The sequence below is a fragment of the Pseudomonas germanica genome (assembly GCF_019614655.1).
GTDB lineage: Bacteria > Pseudomonadota > Gammaproteobacteria > Pseudomonadales > Pseudomonadaceae > Aquipseudomonas > Aquipseudomonas neuropathica.
On the sequence record NZ_CP071586.1, the window covers coordinates 4,573,034 to 4,592,460 of the forward strand.

The window sequence follows — 19,427 nt, forward strand, 5'->3', positions numbered from 1 at the left end:
GGCGTTTGTAAAAAAAGTGAGTCGCCGTAAGGGCGAAACCCTAAGCAGCCGTTACCGCAGCAACGGATATGTACCCAACCCAGGTCACCCAGCCTGACGCGAACTCCGATACATAAACACCAAAGCCAACCCCAAACACCCCATCGCCAAAATCCGACTGGAAGAAAGCTCAATCGCCGGATTCCCCAGCCAGCCAAAATTATCAATCAACATCCCCATGCCCAACTGCCCGACAATCACAGCCACCGTCGCCACAGCCGTCCCCACCACCGGCACCGCCCCGACCATCACCATCATGTAGACCACACCAAACAGCGCCCCGGTCAACTGCCACTTCGGCACATCCAAAAGACTCACCGCATGCGCCGGCTCAAAAAACAAAATCAACAACCCGGTCGACACCGCACCCACAACGAACGTCAGCAAACTACTGCGCAACACCCCGACGCTCTCACCCAAACGCCCATTGATCGCCGCCTGCACACTCAACACCGCACCGGCCAACACCACCACCGCCAACAAAATAACCAGACTCATCACTCACCCCCGCGCAATCAAAACAAGTGCCGCCACAATCAACCCCAACGCCAGCCAGCGCTCAGCATTGACCTTCTTGCGCGTCGCGCCGAACCAGCCGAAATGGTCGATCAACACACTCTTGCCGACCTGCCCGGACAGAATCGCGATCATGGTCATGGCAATGCCGATATGCGGCGTCGCCAACGTCAGCACCACCACATACATCGGCCCCAGAAAACCACCAATCAACTGCCAACGCGGCAGATCCGTTAGTGCCGGGCCTTTTTGCGGACCGGCGAACAACAGCAGTAAAAACAGAATCGCCGAGCCGACACCAAAGATGCTCAAGGTCGCCCACAGATGCCCGACCTGCACACCCAAAGGACCGAGCAACCCCGCCTCCACCGACAACCCCATGCCCGCGAGAATCACCAGCGGCAGCAGCAACAAGCGCAACCCTGATTTCGTCGCCGGAGCGCTGACACTCACCTCATCCAACGTCTGCATAAACAACATTCCACTCAAGTAAACGATGGCGCGGATTATCGGCTGGCGAAGCTGTGCGATAAATGGGAGCATCCGGACAACACTTTTGCGTAACTCGCATAGCAGGACAAATGATGCACGGGCTAAACGAACTCGGATTCAAAGCGCTAAGGCTGTTTGTGGCGGTGCTCGATCACGGCAGCTTTTCCGAAGTCGCCCGTCGGGAAGGCGTGGCACCCTCCTCGATCTCCCGGCAGATCCAGTTGATGGAGCAGGCGCTCAATCAGCAATTGCTCTATCGCCACACCCGAGCGGTGACGCCAACCGAAGCCGGGCGCATGCTCGGTCACCATGCGCGGCTGGTGCTGGTGCAACTGGAGGAAGCCGAACAGGCGCTGCAGGAACAGCAAAGCGAACCCACCGGCCTGGTGCGCATCAACGCCCCGGTAGTATTCGGTCAGCGGCATCTGACGCCGTGGTTGGGGAAGTTGTGCGCGCGTTATCCGAAGCTGCAACTGGATATCCAGCAGACCGACCATTACGTCGACCCGTTGCAGGAAGGCGCTGACCTGCTGTTTCGCATCGGCCCGCTGCACGACTCAAGCATGCAGGCACGGATTCTCGCGCCGCATCGCTTTCAGGTCGCGGCCAGCCCGGCGTATCTCAAGCGCCACGGCACGCCGCAGAAACCTGAAGATCTGGCGCAACACCATTGCCTCGCCTACAAAGGCGCGGCCGGCCAGCAGCGCTGGTTTTTCCGCCGCGATGGCGAAGACTGGACGCCGTACTCGGTGAAAGGCCCGATCACCGGCAACCACGCCGACACCCTCACCCAAGCCGCCGAACAAGGCCTGGGGCTGGTGATGTTTCCGTCATGGCTGATTGGCGAAGCAGTGCGCGACGGCACGCTGGTGCCGGTGCTGGGGGAGTATCAGGTGTCGAACAGCCTGGAGCCGCAGCAGATTGCGGTGTTGTGGCCGGGGAGCCGCAGGTTGTCGGTGAAGGTGCGCACGGTGATTGATTTCTTTGTCGAATGTTTTGGTGAAGTGCCCTATTGGGATCGACCTTGAGTCTTTGAAGATCAAAAGCCCCTCACCCTAGCCCTCTCCCGGAGGGAGAGGGGACTGACCGAGGTGTCTCGCGTCATCCATCGACCGGAAAGATTCAGTCGATTATGGATTCAGTAAAGCTGTTTCAGGTCGGCGTAGTTCCATAGCATCCCCCAATCAGTCCCCTCTCCCTCCGGGAGAGGGTTAGGGTGAGGGGCTTTTCAGGCTGTCAGATCCGGAACTGCCCGACCAGTTTGCCCAGGCGCTGCCCCAGCTCCGCCAAACTACGCGAAGTCTGCGCACCCAACTGCGTCTCATCGGCCACGCTGTCCACCGCCACCGCAATCTGATGCACGCTGCGGTTGATCTCCTCCGCCACCGCCGTCTGCTCTTCCGCCGCACTGGCAATCTGCGCGTTCATCGAGTTGATCGTCGCAATCAACGATGCGATCGCGTCGAGCGAAGCACCGGCCTGATTGGCCTGCTGTGAGGTGCCGTCACCCGCCTCGCTGGAACGACGCATGGCTTCAACCGCTTGCTGCGTACCCGCCTGCAAACGATCGATCATCCCCTGAATTTCCTGCGTGCTGATCTGCGTGCGACTGGCCAATGCCCGCACCTCATCCGCCACCACGGCAAAACCACGCCCGGCCTCACCGGCCCGCGCCGCTTCAATCGCGGCGTTGAGCGCCAGCAGGTTGGTCTGCTCGGCGATCGAACGAATCACCCCGAGCACGCCGACAATCGACGTCACGTCTTGCTGCAGGCTGTCCAGCGACACGCCGCTGCTGCGGATGTCATCGACCAGCGCATGGATCTGCTTGATGCTGCCAGCCACCACGCGTTTGGCGCTCTGGCCTTCTTCGTCGGTCTGCTGAGCGGCGACGGCGGCGTTCTGTGCGCTTTTGGCCACTTCCTGCGCGGCGGCAGACATCTCGTTGATCGCCGTGGCAACCTGATCGGTCTCGTGGCGCTGACGCTCCATCGCCTGATCCGAACGCTGGGCCTGATCGGACACTTGCGTCACCAGACCGGTCAGTTGCGTGGTCATCTCGGTGATCTGCCGCACCAGACCATGAATCTTGTCGACGAAACGGTTGAACGAGCCCGCCAGTTCGCCAAGTTCATCCTGGCTGGTGATGTTCAAGCGACGCGTAAGGTCGCCCTCACCCGCTGCAATGTCGTCGAGGTTGGCTTTCATCAGGGTCAACGGACGCAAAATGGTATTGGCCAGCAGCATCCCTGCCGCCGCGATCACCAACAGCACCACCACCGCGACGCCGACGATGCTCAGCACCACGCCTTGCATACGTTCCTGCACCTGCGCTTCGACCAGTGCCACTTGCGCTTCGATGCCGTCGAGGTTGACCGACGTACCGACGGCCATGTCCCACTTCGCCAGGTATTCGGTGTAACCGAGCTTTGGCACCAGCACGTTGGCGTTGCCCGGCAGTGGCGAGCTGTATTGCAGATAGTGGGTGCCGTCCTTCGCCACTTTCACCAACCCGAGATTGACGTAAACGCCATTCGGGTCGCGGTTGTCCTTGAAGCTTTTGCCCACGCCTTCGGGGTCGTTGGCTTTGAACAGGCGCACGGTCTCGGAGTCGTAGCCGAAGAAGTAGCCGTCCTTGCCGTAGCGAATGCCCGAGAGCAGTTTGATCGCCTGCGCCCGCGCCTCAACGTCACCCGGCGCGGCCGCGTCGTACAGCGGTTTGATCGTGGTCATGGCCACGGCGACGTAGCTTTGCAGAGTGGCTTTGGCATCGCCGAGCAGGCGCTCGCGGGTCTGTTCGACCTCTTTGTGCGCCTGTTCCTGGAGGATGAACAGCGTGGTCAGGCTGATGACCAGGGCAAAGAGCAACACCGGGAGAACGGCGAGGGAGAGGACTTTAGCCTTGAGGCTCAGGCGCATTGTGGGGGCTCACTCTTTTGGTTTTATTGGCGTGGTTAAAGGCTTTAACGGCACGCGCAAGCAAAAGTTGAGCTTCGGTATGAGGATCGTTCCCACGCTCTGCGTGGGAATGCAGCCCCGGACGCTCCGCGTCCAACAACGTGACGCAGAGCGTCACAAGAGGCATTCCCACGCAGAGCGTGGGAACGATCACCGGAGAGGGTTCAGAGGACCATCGCGGCCACCCAGCCGAACGCCAGCAACGGCAGGTTGTAGTGCAGGAACGTTGGCACGACGGTGTCCCAGATGTGGTGATGCTGGCCGTCGATGTTCAGGCCGGAGGTCGGGCCGAGGGTCGAATCCGACGCTGGCGAACCGGCGTCGCCCAAAGCACCGGCGGTGCCGACGATGCAGACTATGGCGATCGGGCTGAAGCCCAGTTGCACGCACAGCGGCACGAAGATCGCCGCCAGAATCGGCACCGTGGAAAACGACGAACCGATGCCCATGGTTACCAGCAACCCGACCAGCAGCATCAATAGTGCACCGATGCCCTTGCTGTGATTGATCCACGATGCCGAGGATTCAACCAGCGTCTGCACTTCGCCAGTGGCCTTCATCACCTCGGCAAACCCGGAGGCGGCGATCATGATGAAGCCGATCATCGCCATCATCTTCATGCCCTCGGTGAAGAGGTCATCGGTCTCGCGCCATTTCACAATGCCCGACACCGAGAAGATCAGGAAACCGACCAGCGCCCCGATAATCATCGAGTCCAGCAGCAGTTGCACGATGAACGCAGCAGCAATCGCCACACCGGCAATCATCAGGCTCAGCGGGTTGTACTGCACCGCCACTTGCTCGACCTGCTCGATCTTCGCCAAGTCGTATACGCGCCGCTTGCGATAGGTGATGAACGCCATCGCCAGGCCGAAGACCATGCCCAGCGCCGGAATGCCCATGGCGTGGGTGACATTGATACCGCTGATGTCGACACCGCTACGGGCAACGTTGGCCAGCAGGATTTCATTGAGGAAGATGTTGCCGAAGCCCACTGGCAGGAACATGTACGGCGTGATCAAACCGAATGTCATGACACAGGCGATCAAGCGGCGGTCGAGTTGCAGCTTGGTCAGCACATAGAGCAGCGGCGGCACCAAGAGCGGAATGAACGCAATGTGGATCGGCAGAATGTTCTGCGAGGCAATCGCCACTACCCACAACAGGCCAATCAGCAGCCATTTGACGCTGCCACCGCCGGTCGAGTGCTGGCGATCGACCATTGCCAGCGCCTTATCGGCCAGCGCATGAGCCAGGCCGGACTTGGCAATCGCCACGGCGAAAGCGCCGAGCAAGGCGTAGGACAACGCCACGGTCGCGCCGCCGCCCAAGCCGCTGTTGAACGCCTTGAGCGTGGCGTCGATGCCCAGACCACCGGTCAGGCCGCCGACCAGCGCGCCGACGATCAAGGCGATCACTACGTGCACGCGGGACAGGCTGAGGATCAGCATGATGCCGACTGCCGCTATGACTGCGTTCATTTCACTTCCTCGAAAAACACTGCGATGGAAAACACATCGCCAGACAGGATGAGTCCGCCAACGGAATACCGGCGGATTTGCAAAGAGGGTCTTATTAGAAGGGCGCGCACTGTGCCGCAGCGAACTTCCCTTGTCAAAGCCAACACCGCCTCCAGTGATCGTTCCCACGCTCTGCGTGGGAACGCCTCACTGGACGCTCTGCGTCCGCTTTGGGACGCGGCGCGTCCCGGGCTGCATTCCTTTGCTGCGCGTGGGAACGATCAAGAACAGGGTTTCCAGCCTCCGCATGCGGCAATTGGTCATATTGTGTTTCAAGGATAAAGAAAGCCGAAACGCGGCCGTTACAGTGCAAAGTCTCAGATATTTATCGAATAAGGACGTCTCCATGTCGCTCAGACAACTTTCCATCCAATGGAAAATCACCCTGCTCGCCGGCCTCTGCCTGGCCGGTATCGTGACCCTGTTGGTAGGTCTTTCGCTGTATCGCATGGAGCACAGTTCTGAACTGGTGAAAGCTTCGAGCATGGAAATGCTCACCGAGTCGGCGCAAGCGCGCATCGAATCGCAAGGGGAAGTGCAGGCGGCCGGCATTCGCCAGCAGTTCATGGACGCCTATCAGTACGGTCACGGCTTCTCGCGGCAGGTACTGTTTCTGCGCGAGCAGGCCGAGAAGCGGTTCCTCGATGCCTTCGACCTGCGCGAAGACATGACCCGTCAGGTCAAATCCGCGCTGCAAGCCAACCCTGACCTGCTCGGCCTGTCGCTGGTATTCGAAGCCAACGCGCTGGACGGTAAGGACGAACTGTTTGCCGGTCAGGCTGAACTCGGCAGCAACGACAAGGGCCGTTTCGCCCTGTACTGGTCGCAACCGACCCCGGGCAAAGTCACCTCCATGGCCCTGCCGGAAAGCGACATGGCCGACACCAGCACCGGCCCCAGCGGTCAAGCGGCCAACGCCTGGTTCACCTGCCCGCGCGCCACACTCAAGCCGTGTGTAATCGAACCGTACTTCTACGTGATCGACGGGCAAAACGTGCTGATGACCAGCATCGTCTTCCCGCTGATGGTCAACGGCAAAGTCATCGCCTCGCTGTCGGTCGACATCAACCTCAACAGCCTGCAAGCGATCAGTCAGGCCGCGAGCAAAAAGCTCTATGACGGCCAGACCGCCGTGAGCATCATCAGCCCCGCCGGCCTCCTCGCCGGTTACAGCCGGGATGCCGGCAAACTCAGCCAGCGTCTGGATGCCGTCGACAAGATCAGCGGCGCCGAACTGCTGAGCAAACTGGCTTCCAGCACCAGCGTCAGCAGCCTGCACAGCAACGGCCAGTTGAAAGTGCTGTCGCCGTTCCAGCCGATTCCCGGCGGCCCTTCGTGGGGCGTGCTGCTGGATGTACCGGAAAAAGTTCTGGTCAGCCGCGCCGAAGCGCTCAAGCAACAGCTGGACGCGAGCAATAATTCCGGCACGTTGATCGAACTGAGCCTTGGCGTGCTGGCGGCGTTGATCGGCCTGCTGCTGGTGTGGCTGATGGCGCGCAGCGTGACCAAGCCGATCCTCGGCGTGGCGCACATGCTGGAAGACATCGCCAGCGGCGAAGGCGATCTGACCCGCCGTCTGGCCTACGACAAAAAGGACGAACTCGGACAACTGGCCGGTTGGTTCAACAAGTTCCTCGACAAGTTGCAGCCGATCATTGCCGAGGTGAAACGCTCGGTGCAGGACGCGCGCAACACCGCCGATCAGTCCTCGGCCATCGCCACTCAGACTAGTGCTGGCATGGAACAGCAATACCGTCAGGTCGATCAGGTCGCCACCGCGTCCCACGAGATGAGCGCCACTGCACAAGACGTCGCCCGTAGCGCGGCACAAGCTGCCGAGGCGGCCAAGGATGCTGATCGCGCTACCCGTCAGGGCCTGACCGTGATCGATCGCACCACGGCGAGCATCGACACCCTCGCCGCCGACATGAGTGCGGCGATGGTGCAAGTCGAAGGGCTGGCGGCCAACAGCGAGAAGATCGGCGCGGTGCTGGAAACCATTCGCGCCATCGCCGAGCAGACCAACCTGCTCGCGCTCAACGCCGCGATCGAAGCGGCGCGTGCTGGTGAAGCCGGACGTGGTTTTGCCGTGGTCGCCGACGAAGTCCGCAACCTCGCCCGCCGCACGCAAGAGTCGGTGGAAGAAACCCGTCAGGTGATCGAGCAACTGCAAACCGGCACGCAGGATGTAGTCGGTTCGATGGGCAACAGCCACCGTCAGGCTCAGGGCAGTGTCGAACAAGTCGGCCAGGCGGTGACTGCGCTGCGTCAGATCGGCGATGCGGTGACGGTGATCAGCGACATGAACCTGCAGATCGCCAGCGCCGCTGAAGAGCAAAGTGCGGTGGCGGAAGAGATCAATAACAACGTGGCGACGATCCGCGATGTGACAGAGTCGTTGTCCGGGCAGGCGAATGAGTCGGCGCGGGTGAGCCAGTCGCTCAATAGCCTGGCGAATCAGCAGCAGAGTTTGATGGATCAGTTTCGCGTTTGATTCGCAGGTTGTGGGGTGTCAGTGGGATTCCCCCCTCACCCCAGCCCTCTCCCCCCAAGGGGGGCGAGGGGGAAAGGGAGCCGATCTTCATGTCATTCAAAACCTGAGTTCGGCTCGGTATTTCAGATCACGGAAGGCTTTCAAAACCTGAGTTCGACTCGATATCTCCGGTCCAGGGAAGGCTTTCAAAACCTGAGTTCGACTCGATATCTCCGGTCCAGTGAAGGCTTTCAAAACCTGAGTTCGACCCGATATCTCCGGTCCCGGGAAGGCTTTCAAAACCTGAGTTCGGCTCGATATCTCCGGTCCCGGGAAGGCTTTCGGAACCTGAGTTCGGCTCGGTATCTCACGTCGGTGTACCTCGAACAAACACCTCGGTCAGTCCCCTCTCCCTCTGGGAGAGGGTTAGGGTGAGGGGCTTTTAGAGGCTCACCGCCGAGGCAACTCGATCACCACTTTCAACCCGCCCCACTCACTCTCGCCCAACACCAGCAACCCGCCCCACGTATCGACGATGTCGCGCACAATCCCCAGCCCCAACCCATGCCCGTGGGTCTGCTCATCCAGCCGCGTACCGCGACTGAATACCTGAGCGCGCTGTTCCTCGGGAATCCCCGGGCCGTCATCTTCCACGCTCAGGGCGAATCCATCCGTACGTTCAATCACACTCAGACGCACCTCGGCGTCCGCCCACTTGCAGGCGTTATCCAGAAGATTCCCCAACAGTTCGAGCAAATCCTCGCGATCCCACGGCAGTTGCAACCCCGCTGGCGCGACATAACTCAGCGCCAAATGCTCGCCATGAATCATATTCAACGTCGCCAACAACCCCGGCAGCTCCGCATCGCAATCAAACAGCGCCCCCGGCAGTGCATCACCGGACAGCCGCGCACGGTTCAACTCGCGATTGAGCCGTTGCTGCACCTGCTCCAGCTGTTCCTTGAGCACCTTGCGCAACTCGGGATGCGCATCGAGTTTTTCACTGGCGGCCAGGCTCAACAACACCGCCAAAGGCGTTTTCAATGCATGCCCGAGATTGCCCAAGGCATTGCGTGAACGCTTGAGGCTGTCTTCAGTGTGCGCGAGCAAATGGTTGATCTGCGCCACCAGCGGTTCCAGTTCCACCGGCACCTGATCATCGAGTTGCGAACGCTGGCCCTGCTGCAATTGCGCGATCTGCTCACGAGCCCTTTCCAGCGGTTTCAGCGCGCGGCGCACGGTCAATCGCTGCAAGAACAGAATCAGTAACAATGCCGCCAGACCGAGGCCGAGGCCGATCTGGCGCATGCGCTGAAAGCTCTCGCGCACGGGGGTGTAATCCTGCGCGACGCTGATCGAAATCGACTGGCCCAGGCGCCGATAATCCGAGCGCAGCACCAGCAACTGCTGACCGTCCGGCCCCAGTTGCAGATTGCTGTGCAACCCGGGATGGTCGAGCAGCGGCAGGTCCTGATCCCACAACGAGCGTGAACGCCAGTGGCTGTCGGCAAAATCGATACGGAAGTAGTGCCCGGAAAACGGCCGCTGGTAGGCCGGGGACAGATGTCTTTCATCCAGTTGCAGCCCTTGTGGGCCACGAACCAGCGCCACCAATAGGCTCTCGCTGTCGTTGCGCAGGCCGGCTTCGAGGTAGCGCTGCAAACCCACTTCGAACAACCACAGACTGGTTTGCGCCACCACCACACCGACGACCACCATCACGCTGATCAAACCCAGGCTCAAGCGGCGCTGGATCGACCTCACGAAGCCTGCCCGCCGAACAGGTAACCCTGGCCGCGACGGGTTTCTATCACGCTTTTGCCGAGCTTGCGCCGCAGGTGATTGACGTGCACTTCGAGGACGTTGGAATCGCGCTCGGTTTCACCGTCGTAGAGGTGTTCGGCGAGATGGCTTTTGGAGAGAATCTGCTCCGGGTGCAGCATGAAATAACGCAGCAGACGGAACTCGGCGGCAGTCAGTTGAATATCGGCGCCGTCGCGCACCACGCATTGCCGACCCTCGTCCAGATGCAGACCGGCCGCCTGCAATGTCGGCTGATTGGCCTGGCCTTTGGAGCGGCGCAGCAGCGATTGAATGCGCAACTGCAGCTCTTCGGGGTGGAACGGTTTGGTCAGGTAATCATCGGCGCCGGCCTTCAGACCTTCGATGCGCTCGGCCCAGGAATCACGCGCGGTGAGAATCAATACCGGAATCGCCAGACCGCCGGCGCGCCACTGCGCCAACACCTCAAGCCCCGGCACACCCGGCAGGCCGAGGTCGAGAATGATCAGGTCATAGGGCTCGCTACTGCCCTGATACAACGCATCACGACCGTCCGCCAGCCAATCGACCGCGTAACCTTGTCGTTGCAGGCTGGCGAGCAATTCGTCGGCCAGCGGTACGTGGTCTTCCACCAAAAGCAAACGCATCGATCAATCTTCCTTGTCTTTCACAAGTTCGCCGGTATCGGCCTTCAAGTGCAGCTCACGGGCGACACCTTCGACGGTCAGCAACTCGACTTCATAAATATAGACGTCGTGTTTTTCTTCCAGCTCGACTTCCAGCAGTTTTGCGCCGGGATAGCGATCCAGCGCCTGCTGCAGCACTTGCTCCAGCGGCAGGATCACGCCCTTCTCACGCAGACTCAGGGCTTCGTCCTGATCGAGGTCACGCGCCATCGCGGCCGAGCAGAAAATCACCAGCGCCAATGCCGTACGGCTGGTGGCGCGAACATTAACCTTCATTACTTATCCTGATGATCCTTGAGAACCTGCCCAGTCACCGCGTCTAATTCCAGATCCCAATCGACGCCCTGCGGATCGCGCATTTCGATCTGGTAGCTGTACTTGCCGTACTCTTCTTCCAGCTCGGTTTCAGTGATCGTCGAACCCGGGTGTTTGTCCAACGCGGTGGCGTTGAGCTTCTCGAAGGAGACGATAGTACCAGCGTCGCGCAGACGCAGGGCTTCGTCAGGGCCGAGATCGCGGGCATGGGCAAGGCTGGCAGTGAAACCGATAATCGAGGCAATGGACAGGGCAGTCAGGGTTTTCATGGTGTCTCCATATTTTTATGTGTTGCATACGGTGGGCACCTTAGCGGGATGAACTTAACTGAAACTGAATTGCCATCATTGCTCCCGCTCAATACATATCCCCGCGTAGGAGCTGCCGAAGGCTGCGATCTTTTGATCTTGTCTTTTCAAAACAAAATCAAAAGATCGCAGCCTTCGGCAGCTCCTACAGGATTTTGTAACATGTGCTTATAATTGTTCGCTTGCTAACGATCGAGACCGGTATGACCGCCATCCACATCAAATTCCCCGCCCTCACCCTCAAAGCCGGCCCACGCGCCATGGCGCGCATTCGTGCCCAAGGCTTGAATGCCGCCGACGTCGGCACCCTGCCCGGCGCTGCCGGTGGGCCGAAGGCGTTGGGGATTCAGGGGCTGGATCTGGCGCTGTTCGGTGAATGGCTGCCCAGCGCGCCGCGCGAGCGTTCGCTGATCGGCGCCTCGGTCGGTTCCTGGCGCTTCGCCAGTGCCTGCCTGCCGGACGCCGCCGAAGGCATCCGGCGTCTCGGCCATCTGTACGCCGAGCAGAACTTCAACAAAGGCGTGACCATGGCCGAGATCAGTCAGAGCTCGCAGCGCATGCTCCATGACCTGCTCGACGGCCGCGACGCGAGCATCCTCGACAACGCGCATTACCGCCTGAACATCATGGTGGTGAAAAGTCAGGGGCGCCTGGCTGATGACCATCGCGGTCGCCTGGGTCTGGCGCTGGGTTCGGTGATCGCCGACAACTTGCGCGGCCGCGCGCGCCTGTCGCGACACTTCGAACGCTTGATCATCCACGACCCACGCCTGGCCCCGCCGGTGAATGCGCTGAACGACTTCCCGTCGCGCTTCGTCGCCCTGAATGCCAGCAACCTGCGTCAGGCCTTGCTCGCCTCGGGTTCGATCCCGATGGTCATGGAAGGTGTACGGGATTTGCCGGGCGCCGGTGCTGGCACTTTCCGCGATGGTGGTCTGCTCGATTATCACCTCGACCTGCCCTACAGCGGTGACGGCATCGTGCTCTATCCGCACTTCACCGACCGGGTCATTCCGGGCTGGTTCGACAAGACCCTGCCGTGGCGCAAGGCCTCGGTGGAGCGCTTGCAGGACGTGCTGCTGCTCGCGCCGTCGAAGGAATATCTGGCGCGCCTGCCCTACGGCAAATTGCCTGACCGCAACGACTTCAAGCGCTTTATGGGCGATGCAGCGAGCCGGCAGAAATACTGGCACGCAGCGATGGACGAGAGCCGCCGCTTGGGCGATGAATTTCTTGAACTGACTGCCAATGGTCGCCTCGCCGAGCGCTTGCTGACCCTTTAGTCAGCACGGCCAAACACAAGCTGGTAAACTCGCCGCCTGCCCGAATCGCTGCGGCGAACGCCATCTGAACAGAGCCGAAAATACTGTGGAAATCTTCAAGGAATTTACTTTCGAATCCGCCCACCGCCTGCCGCACGTCCCGGACGGCCACAAGTGCGGGCGTCTGCACGGTCACTCGTTCAAAGTGGCGCTTCACCTCAGCGGCGACCTCGATCCGCACACCGGCTGGATCCGCGACTTCTCTGAAATCAAGGCGATCTTCAAGCCGCTGTACGAGCGTCTCGATCACAACTACCTGAACGACATTCCCGGTCTGGAAAACCCGACCAGCGAAGTACTGGCCAAATTCATCTGGAATGAAATGAAGCCGTTGCTGCCGGAACTGAGCGCGATCCGTATTCACGAGACCTGCACCAGCGGTTGCATCTATCGCGGTGAGTAACTTCTGAAACCCAGATACTCCTGTGGGAGCGAGCCTGCTTGCGAAAGCGGTGTGTCAGCCGACATTGATATCGACTGACACACCGCTTTCGCGAGCAGGCTCGCTCCCACAAGGAAACAGTGATTTGCCAGAGAACAGCCTTCACGGCTGTTTTTTTACGCCTATGCTTTTTGGCTCCCACCCGCCAAGAGGACAGGCCCATGACAGACTGGCTGCTGGATCAGGTCTTTGACTTCAACGGCCGACAGGTCCGCTATGCCGTGCGCGGCGATGGCCCGCCGCTGGTGTTCGTGCATGGCACGCCGTTTTCGTCATACGTGTGGCATCGGATCGCACCGCACTTTTTCGCCACGCATCGGGTGCATTACTTCGATCTGCTGGGCTACGGGCGCTCCGAGCAACCGGACGCCGATGTCTCCCTCGGTGTGCAAAATCACCTGCTGACGCAACTGCTCGATCACTGGAATCTGCAACGCCCTGACGTCGTCGCCCACGACTTCGGCGGCGCCACCGTGCTGCGCGCACATCTGCTCAACGGCAGGGATTACCGCAGCCTGACCCTGATTGATCCGGTCGCGCTGACACCATGGGGTTCGCCATTCGTGCAGCATGTGCGTCAGCATGAAGCGGCGTTTAGTGGCATCCCCGACTACATTCAGTGCGCCATCGTGCCGACCTATATTCGCGGGGCGATTCACCGGGATATCCCCGACGACGAACTCGCACCCTATGTGCAGCCGTGGCTTGGCGATCCGGGGCAAGCGGCGTTCTATCGGCAGATTGCGCAGATGGATGAGCGCTATACCCGAGAAGCAGAAAGCCTGTATCCAACGATCCGCTGCCCGGTACAGATTCTCTGGGGCGAGCAGGATCAGTGGATTCCCATCGAGCGTGGCCGCGCGTTACATCAAATGATCCCGGGGTCACGATTCCACCCGATTGCCAACGCCGGACACCTCGTCCAGGAAGACGCCCCCGAAGCCATCGTCGCCGCCCTGCTGCGCTTCCTCTGACCTTGATCGTTCCCACGCTCTGCGTGGGAATGCCTCAACGGACGCTCCGCGTTCGGCTTTGAAGTGGGGCGCGGAGCGTCCCGGGCAGCATTCCCACGCAGAGCTTGGGAACGATCAAAAACAAGATCAAAAGATCGCAGCCTTCGGCAGCTCCTACATTGGGGCTCCGGTGTATTCAGGTGCACTGTTTTCGCGCTTGCCGACGCGACTCGTCTATACATAACCCGCGCCATCCGGCATTTGGCACGACCACTGCAACCCTCCCCCGCGTCTCCTCCACTCCAGCAAGGACCGCCCCATGACGCAGAACGATCCCGGCAACGATTACCCCCTCAGCGAAGTCCCCATGCATGCACGCAAAGGCCTGGCCTCGACGGCGATGGTGCTGCTCGGTTTCACATTTTTCACCGCGACCATGTTTGCCGGCGGTAAGCTCGGCGTGGCGTTCAGTTTCGCCGAGATGATGGCGGTGATCGTCGTCGGCAATTTGTTACTCGGTTTGTATGCGGCGGGCCTGGGTTACATCGCCTTCAAAAGCGGCCTCAACTCAGTGCTGATGGGGCGCTTCTGCTTCGGCGAAGTTGGCAGCAAGCTCAGCGACCTGATCCTCGGTTTCACCCAGATCGGCTGGTACGCCTGGGGCACGGCGACGGCTGCCGTGGTGATCGGTAAATATTTCAATCTCGACGAAAGTACGGTGCTCGGCCTGATGGTCCTGTTCGGTCTGCTGTTCTGCGCCACGGCCTACGTCGGTTATCGCGGACTGGAGATTCTGTCTTACATCGCGGTGCCGGCGATGATGTTGCTACTGATGCTGTCGATGTGGGTGGCGACGGTGAAAGTCGGCGGTTTCGAAGGTTTGCTCAGCGTCGTCCCGACAGGTTCGCTGGACTGGTCGACGGCGATTACTCTGGTGTTCGGCACCTTCGTCAGCGGCGCCACGCAGGCGACCAACTGGACACGCTTCTCGCGCTCGGCGCGGGTGGCGGTGCTGGCCAGCCTGATCGGATTCTTCATCGGCAATGGCCTGATGGTGCTGATCGGTGCGTATGGCGCCATCGTCTACCAACAACCCGACGTGGTTGAAGTGCTGCTGTTACAAGGTTTCGCCATGGCCGCGATGGCCATGTTGTTGCTGAACATCTGGAGCACCCAGGACAATACCATCTACAACTTCGCCGTCGCTGGTTGCAATCTGCTGCGCACCGGCCGACGTAAAACCGTGACCCTCGCCGGTGCGGTGATCGGCACTCTGCTCGCACTGCTGGGCATGTACGACATGCTGGTGCCTTACCTGATTCTGCTCGGCACGGTGATTCCACCGATTGGCGGGGTGATCATGGCGGACTTCTTCTTCCGTTGGCGCGGGCGTTATCCGCGCCTGGCCGACGCACGGTTACCGGCGTTCAACTGGCCGGGACTCGGGGCCTATGCGGTCGGCACCGTCGCCGCGTTCAGCTCGCCGTGGGTCGCGCCGCTGGTAGGGATCGCTGCTGCCGCGCTAACGTATGTCATCGTCACCGGCGTACTCGGCGCTCGCAGCGCGACCGCGCCACTACAAGACTTATAAAAAGGACTCGCCTGATGCACATCATCAACGCCCGTTTGCGCAACCAGGAAGGTTTGCACGAATTGCACCTTGAAGACGGTCTGATCCGCAGCATCGCCCGGCAGACCGAAGCGCCGACCCTTGGCCCGGATGACCTCGATGCCGGCGGCAATCTGGTGGTGCCGCCCTTCGTCGAACCGCACATTCACCTCGACGCCACGCTGACCGCTGGCGAGCCGCGCTGGAACATGAGCGGCACATTGTTCGAAGGCATCGAGTGCTGGGGCGAGCGCAAGGTCACCATCACCGAAGAAGACACCAAGACCCGCGCGAAGAAAACCATTCAGGCCCTGGCCGCCCACGGCATCCAGCACGTGCGCACCCACGTCGACGTCACCGACCCGCAACTCACCGCGCTCAAAGCCATGCTCGAAGTGCGCGAGGAGAGCCGTCACCTTATCGACCTGCAAATCGTCGCGTTCCCGCAGGAAGGCATCGAGTCGTTCCGCAATGGCCGCGAGCTGATGGAAGAGGCGATTCGCATGGGCGCCGACGTGGTCGGCGGGATTCCGCATTTCGAATACACCCGCGATCAGGGCGTGAGTTCGGTGAAGTTCCTGATGGACCTGGCCGAGCGCACCGGTTGCCTGGTCGACGTACATTGCGACGAGACCGACGACCCGCATTCGCGCTTCCTCGAAGTGCTCGCCGAAGAAGCGCGCAGCCGCGACATGGGCGCGCTGGTCACCGCTAGCCACACCACGGCGATGGGTTCCTACGACAACGCCTACTGCGCCAAACTGTTCCGTTTACTCGGCCACTCCGGGATCAGTTTTGTCTCCTGCCCGACCGAGAGCATTCACCTGCAAGGGCGCTTCGACAACTTTCCCAAACGCCGTGGCGTGACCCGCGTGAATGAGCTGCTCGAAGCCGGCATGAACGTGTGTTTCGGTCAGGATTCCATCGTCGACCCGTGGTATCCGCTGGGCAACGGCAACATTCTGCGAGTGCTTGAGGCGGGGCTGCATATTTGCCACATGCTCGGTTACCGCAACCTGCAAAGTGCGCTGGATCTGGTCACCGACAACAGCGCCAAAGCCATGCACTTGGGTGAGCGTTACGGCCTGGAACAGGGGCGTCCGGCGAATCTGCTGATTCTGTCGGCGGACAGCGATTACGAGGTAATTCGTAGTCAGGGGCTGCCGTTGTATTCGATTCGTGGCGGCAAGGTGTTGATGAAGCGGCAGATGCCGGTGGTGGAATTCAGTACCGCGCTGAGCTGAGACTTGTGTTGAGGCCGATGGCCCCATCGCTGGCAAGCCAGACTCCCACAGGGTTTGATGCTGAACACAAAACTGAGTACAGCCACTATCCACTGTAGGAGTGAGCCTGCTCGCGATAGCGGTGTATCAGGCGATATTATGTTGAATGTATTTCCGCTATCGCGAGCAGGCTCACTCCTACAGGGTTATGTGTTTGAACATACTATTTGTGTTCACCACAAAACCCTGTGGGAGTCTGGCTTGCCAGCGATGGCGGTTTTGAATTCAGCCCATCAGCCGCGCCGTACCAAACAATCTGACCCGCACTAATTCTCCGTCCGCCTCTTCCAGCAAAATCGGCGCCGTGCCACCGGGCATGACCACTTGCACTTCTCCCGCCGCGACCCAACCCACTCGCCACGCCGCGCAAGCCACCGCACTGGCGCTGGTCCCGGATGAAGCCGTCGGCCCTTCGCCACGCTCGAACACCCGGGCGAGGATTCGCTGCGGCGACTCCAGCACCGCCCATTGCAGATTGACGCCCGCCGGGCACGGATCACCGCCACCGGTGGGCATGGCGTAGGCGATTGCAGTCAACCCTTCGCTCAGGGGGGATTCACGCATCGGCTCGTTGCTCGGCAACGCCGCTTCGTCGGCGAGCAGGGTTACGCAATGCGGGTTGCCGATGCGCACGAACTGGCTGTGCGCCCACTCGCAATCAAGTTGTGCCAAGGGCGCGACGTGGCTCACGTCCCGACCGTTGAACTGAAGGCTCTCAACCACCTGCGCGCCCACGGCATCCGGCCCGAATCGCGGTTGGCCGAGATCAAGCCAGAAACCTTCAACGCCTTCGACTTCGGCCGGTTTCACCGAGGTCTCCACGGCGTCACCCTTGTCGTGATGCACGCGCAACAACGCGCCCTCCTCCGGCATCAAGCCTTGCTCGGTCAGCGCCTGCGAGAAAATCGTCAGGCCGTTGCCACTGCGCTCGGCGAGGGTGCCGTCGGTGTTGACGATCAGCACGTCGAATGGCGGCGACGTCTGGAACGGTCCGATCAGCAGGCCGTCACTGCGGTGGGATTTGCTGTTTGCCGGGCGCTGGCCTTCGGGCCAGTCACAGCAGAGTTTGATTGCTGCTTCGCTCCAGGACTGACGCGACGAGGCGCATCCGGACGCGCTGGCAGGTAAATCAACGCCCGCCTCGCGTAATTCGGTGGGCGAGATCACGCCATAGATATTGCCGCGTGCATCGTAGAATTGCGTCATCAGTGTTTGCCCCTGTCGCCGAAGAAGGCCACTGTAAAACGCAATCCCTTGTGGGAGCGAGCCTGCTCGCGAATGCAGTGTGTCAGTCGATATATTTTTCAGCTGACACTGCGCCTGCGCGAGCAGGCTCGCTCCCACAGGGGGATGTCCATGACCGCTTATTGGTGAGTCTCTGTTCCCACAGGGTAGGATGTTGTCTGTACTTCCCCGAATGGCCGGCGATCGAACCTCGTCGCTGAATCACTGTCCTTCGGGGACGCGATGTTTTTTGCCAAGGATCGATATGACCAGCCTCAACCCCCAAGACACTTTCGTCCCCGGACGCCTGCAACAGATGTCCACGCGCATCGCCTTTTTCATCGCTGGGCTCGGCATCGCCGCGTGGGCGCCCTTGGTGCCGTACGCCAAGGCCCGCGCCGGACTGGATGAAGGCACGTTGGGCTTGCTGCTGTTGTGCCTCGGCGTCGGTTCGATTCTGGCGATGCCGCTGGCGGGGATTCTGGCCACACGGTTTGGCTGTCGGCGCGTCGCTACCGGCGGTACCTTGTTGATCTGCGCGGCGCTGCCGTTGCTGGCCACGGTGTCGTCGATACCGGCGCTGATCGCCACGCTGTTCATGTTCGGCGCTGGCCTGGGCACGGTGGATTCGACGGTAAACCTGCAAGCGGTGATCGTCGAGCGCGCCAGCGGCAAGAACATGATGTCGGGTTTCCACGGCTTGTTCAGTCTCGGCGGGATTGTCGGCGCGGCGGGTGTCAGTGCCTTGCTCGGCCTGGGTTTGACGCCACTGGCCGCCATGCTGGTGGTGGTTGTCATGCTGATCGCGGCATTGTTCAAATGCGTGCCGCACATGCTGCCCTACGGCAGTGAAAGCTCCGGACCGGCATTCGCCATCCCTCACGGCATCGTGCTGTTTATCGGCGGGATGTGCTTCATCGTGTTCCTGACTGAAGGCGCGGCGCTGGACTGGAGTGCGGTGTTTCTGGCGCAGGAACGCGGGATCGACACGGCGTACGCAGGGCTGGGTTATGCGGCGTTTGCATTGACCATGACGGCCGGACGTTTGATGGGTGACCGGATTGTGCGGATGGTCGGTGCAACACGGATCATTTTGTTTGGTGGTCTGTTGGCAGCGGCCGGCCTGTTTCTGGCGACATTCGCGCCAAACTGGGAAGCGGCGCTGGTCGGTTACGCGTTGGTCGGCGCTGGTTGCTCGAACATCGTGCCAGTGCTGTACACGGCAGTGGGCAAGCAGACGGTGATGCCGGAAAGCATCGCGGTGCCGGCCATTACCACGCTGGGTTATGCAGGGATTCTGGCGGGGCCGGCGGTGATCGGCTTTGTCGCCCATGCCAGCAGTTTGAGCTTTGCCTTTGGCTTGATGGCGGTGTTGTTGGTGGCAGTGGCCATCGGCGGCAAAGTCCTGAAAGTCTGAAGCAAAAGATCGCAGCCTGCGGCAGCTCCTACAGGAACGCATTCCAATGTAGGAGCTGCCGCAGGCTGCGATCTTTTGATCTTATGCT

17 protein-coding genes and 2 pseudogenes are annotated in these 19,427 nt (G+C 60.7%); 9 read left to right on the forward strand and 10 right to left on the reverse strand.

The window, feature by feature from the left end; translation table 11 throughout:
* Positions 1–84: 84 nt before the first annotated feature.
* Together J0G10_RS20075 and J0G10_RS20080 are read right to left on the reverse strand one after the other, a co-directional pair.
* Positions 85–537 (reverse strand): DMT family transporter, encoded by a 453-nt coding sequence (locus J0G10_RS20075; protein ID WP_093433867.1) that lies wholly within the window; start codon positions 535–537, stop codon positions 85–87.
* A 3-nt stretch (positions 538–540) separates the two neighbouring features.
* The gene (locus tag J0G10_RS20080; RefSeq protein ID WP_095051024.1) at positions 541–1,026 is read right to left on the reverse strand and encodes a DMT family transporter; all 486 of its coding nucleotides are present in this window, start codon (positions 1,024–1,026) and stop codon (positions 541–543) included.
* 113 nt (positions 1,027–1,139) lie between these two features.
* Between J0G10_RS20080 and J0G10_RS20085 the strand changes: the two genes are divergently transcribed.
* Positions 1,140–2,075, forward strand: a complete 936-nt coding sequence (locus J0G10_RS20085) for a LysR family transcriptional regulator (protein ID WP_095050996.1) — start codon at positions 1,140–1,142, stop codon at positions 2,073–2,075.
* A 208-nt stretch (positions 2,076–2,283) separates the two neighbouring features.
* Here J0G10_RS20085 and J0G10_RS30325 read toward each other — a convergent pair whose 3' ends face one another.
* The 3 genes and pseudogenes from J0G10_RS30325 to J0G10_RS20095 form a co-directional block, all read right to left on the reverse strand.
* Entirely contained in the window at positions 2,284–3,105 is an 822-nt protein-coding gene (locus J0G10_RS30325; protein WP_425355403.1) for a methyl-accepting chemotaxis protein, read from the reverse strand.
* 84 nt (positions 3,106–3,189) lie between these two features.
* Positions 3,190–3,966, reverse strand: a pseudogene (locus tag J0G10_RS30330) (cache domain-containing protein); the annotation flags it as partial.
* Between the two features lie 203 nt (positions 3,967–4,169).
* Positions 4,170–5,486 carry a Na+/H+ antiporter family protein gene (locus tag J0G10_RS20095; RefSeq protein WP_095050993.1) on the reverse strand — a complete coding sequence of 439 codons (1,317 nt, stop codon included), beginning with the start codon at positions 5,484–5,486 and terminating at the stop codon, positions 4,170–4,172.
* A gap of 1,528 nt (positions 5,487–7,014) precedes the next feature.
* On the opposite strand from J0G10_RS20095, the pseudogene J0G10_RS30335 reads away from it, so the two are divergent.
* Positions 7,015–7,161, forward strand: a pseudogene (locus J0G10_RS30335) (HAMP domain-containing protein); the annotation flags it as partial.
* A 102-nt stretch (positions 7,162–7,263) separates the two neighbouring features.
* Positions 7,264–8,019: a methyl-accepting chemotaxis protein gene (locus J0G10_RS30340; protein WP_371857720.1), complete on the forward strand. Its 756-nt coding sequence runs from the start codon at positions 7,264–7,266 to the stop codon at positions 8,017–8,019.
* Positions 8,020–8,448: 429 nt separating this feature from the next.
* Here the strand turns inward: J0G10_RS30340 and J0G10_RS20105 are convergent, their stop codons facing one another.
* The 4 genes from J0G10_RS20105 to J0G10_RS20120 are packed head-to-tail and all read right to left on the reverse strand — an operon-like array spanning position 8,449 to position 11,050.
* Positions 8,449–9,762 (reverse strand): sensor histidine kinase, encoded by a 1,314-nt coding sequence (locus J0G10_RS20105; RefSeq protein ID WP_220556547.1) that lies wholly within the window; start codon positions 9,760–9,762, stop codon positions 8,449–8,451.
* Positions 9,759–10,427, reverse strand: coding sequence for a response regulator transcription factor (locus J0G10_RS20110; RefSeq protein WP_038362523.1), 669 nt, complete (start codon positions 10,425–10,427; stop codon positions 9,759–9,761). Before J0G10_RS20110 ends, J0G10_RS20105 begins: the two co-directional genes overlap by 4 nt.
* Positions 10,428–10,430: 3 nt before the next feature.
* The gene (locus J0G10_RS20115) at positions 10,431–10,742 is read right to left on the reverse strand and encodes a PepSY domain-containing protein (protein ID WP_095050577.1); all 312 of its coding nucleotides are present in this window, start codon (positions 10,740–10,742) and stop codon (positions 10,431–10,433) included.
* Entirely contained in the window at positions 10,742–11,050 is a 309-nt protein-coding gene (locus J0G10_RS20120; RefSeq protein ID WP_095124415.1) for a PepSY domain-containing protein, read from the reverse strand. Before J0G10_RS20120 ends, J0G10_RS20115 begins: the two co-directional genes overlap by 1 nt.
* Before the next feature lie 242 nt (positions 11,051–11,292).
* Between J0G10_RS20120 and J0G10_RS20125 the strand changes: the two genes are divergently transcribed.
* The 5 genes from J0G10_RS20125 to codA all read left to right on the forward strand — a co-directional run bounded on the left by J0G10_RS20125 (position 11,293) and on the right by codA (position 16,659).
* Positions 11,293–12,372: a hypothetical protein gene (locus J0G10_RS20125; protein ID WP_095050575.1), complete on the forward strand. Its 1,080-nt coding sequence runs from the start codon at positions 11,293–11,295 to the stop codon at positions 12,370–12,372.
* Positions 12,373–12,457: 85 nt separating this feature from the next.
* Positions 12,458–12,814: a 6-carboxytetrahydropterin synthase QueD gene (gene queD / locus J0G10_RS20130; RefSeq protein ID WP_007915588.1), complete on the forward strand. Its 357-nt coding sequence runs from the start codon at positions 12,458–12,460 to the stop codon at positions 12,812–12,814.
* Between the two features lie 200 nt (positions 12,815–13,014).
* The gene (locus J0G10_RS20135) at positions 13,015–13,827 is read left to right on the forward strand and encodes an alpha/beta fold hydrolase (protein ID WP_220556548.1); all 813 of its coding nucleotides are present in this window, start codon (positions 13,015–13,017) and stop codon (positions 13,825–13,827) included.
* A 298-nt stretch (positions 13,828–14,125) separates the two neighbouring features.
* Positions 14,126–15,397 carry a cytosine permease gene (gene codB / locus J0G10_RS20140; protein ID WP_095124413.1) on the forward strand — a complete coding sequence of 424 codons (1,272 nt, stop codon included), beginning with the start codon at positions 14,126–14,128 and terminating at the stop codon, positions 15,395–15,397.
* A gap of 14 nt (positions 15,398–15,411) precedes the next feature.
* Positions 15,412–16,659 (forward strand): cytosine deaminase, encoded by a 1,248-nt coding sequence (gene codA, locus J0G10_RS20145; RefSeq protein ID WP_095050572.1) that lies wholly within the window; start codon positions 15,412–15,414, stop codon positions 16,657–16,659.
* A 264-nt stretch (positions 16,660–16,923) separates the two neighbouring features.
* Here the strand turns inward: codA and J0G10_RS20150 are convergent, their stop codons facing one another.
* Complete coding sequence (locus tag J0G10_RS20150; protein WP_220556549.1) at positions 16,924–17,904, reverse strand: diaminopimelate epimerase; 981 nt, start codon at positions 17,902–17,904, stop codon at positions 16,924–16,926.
* A gap of 283 nt (positions 17,905–18,187) precedes the next feature.
* On the opposite strand from J0G10_RS20150, the gene J0G10_RS20155 reads away from it, so the two are divergent.
* Positions 18,188–19,339 carry an MFS transporter gene (locus tag J0G10_RS20155; RefSeq protein ID WP_220556550.1) on the forward strand — a complete coding sequence of 384 codons (1,152 nt, stop codon included), beginning with the start codon at positions 18,188–18,190 and terminating at the stop codon, positions 19,337–19,339.
* Positions 19,340–19,427 lie beyond the last annotated feature (88 nt).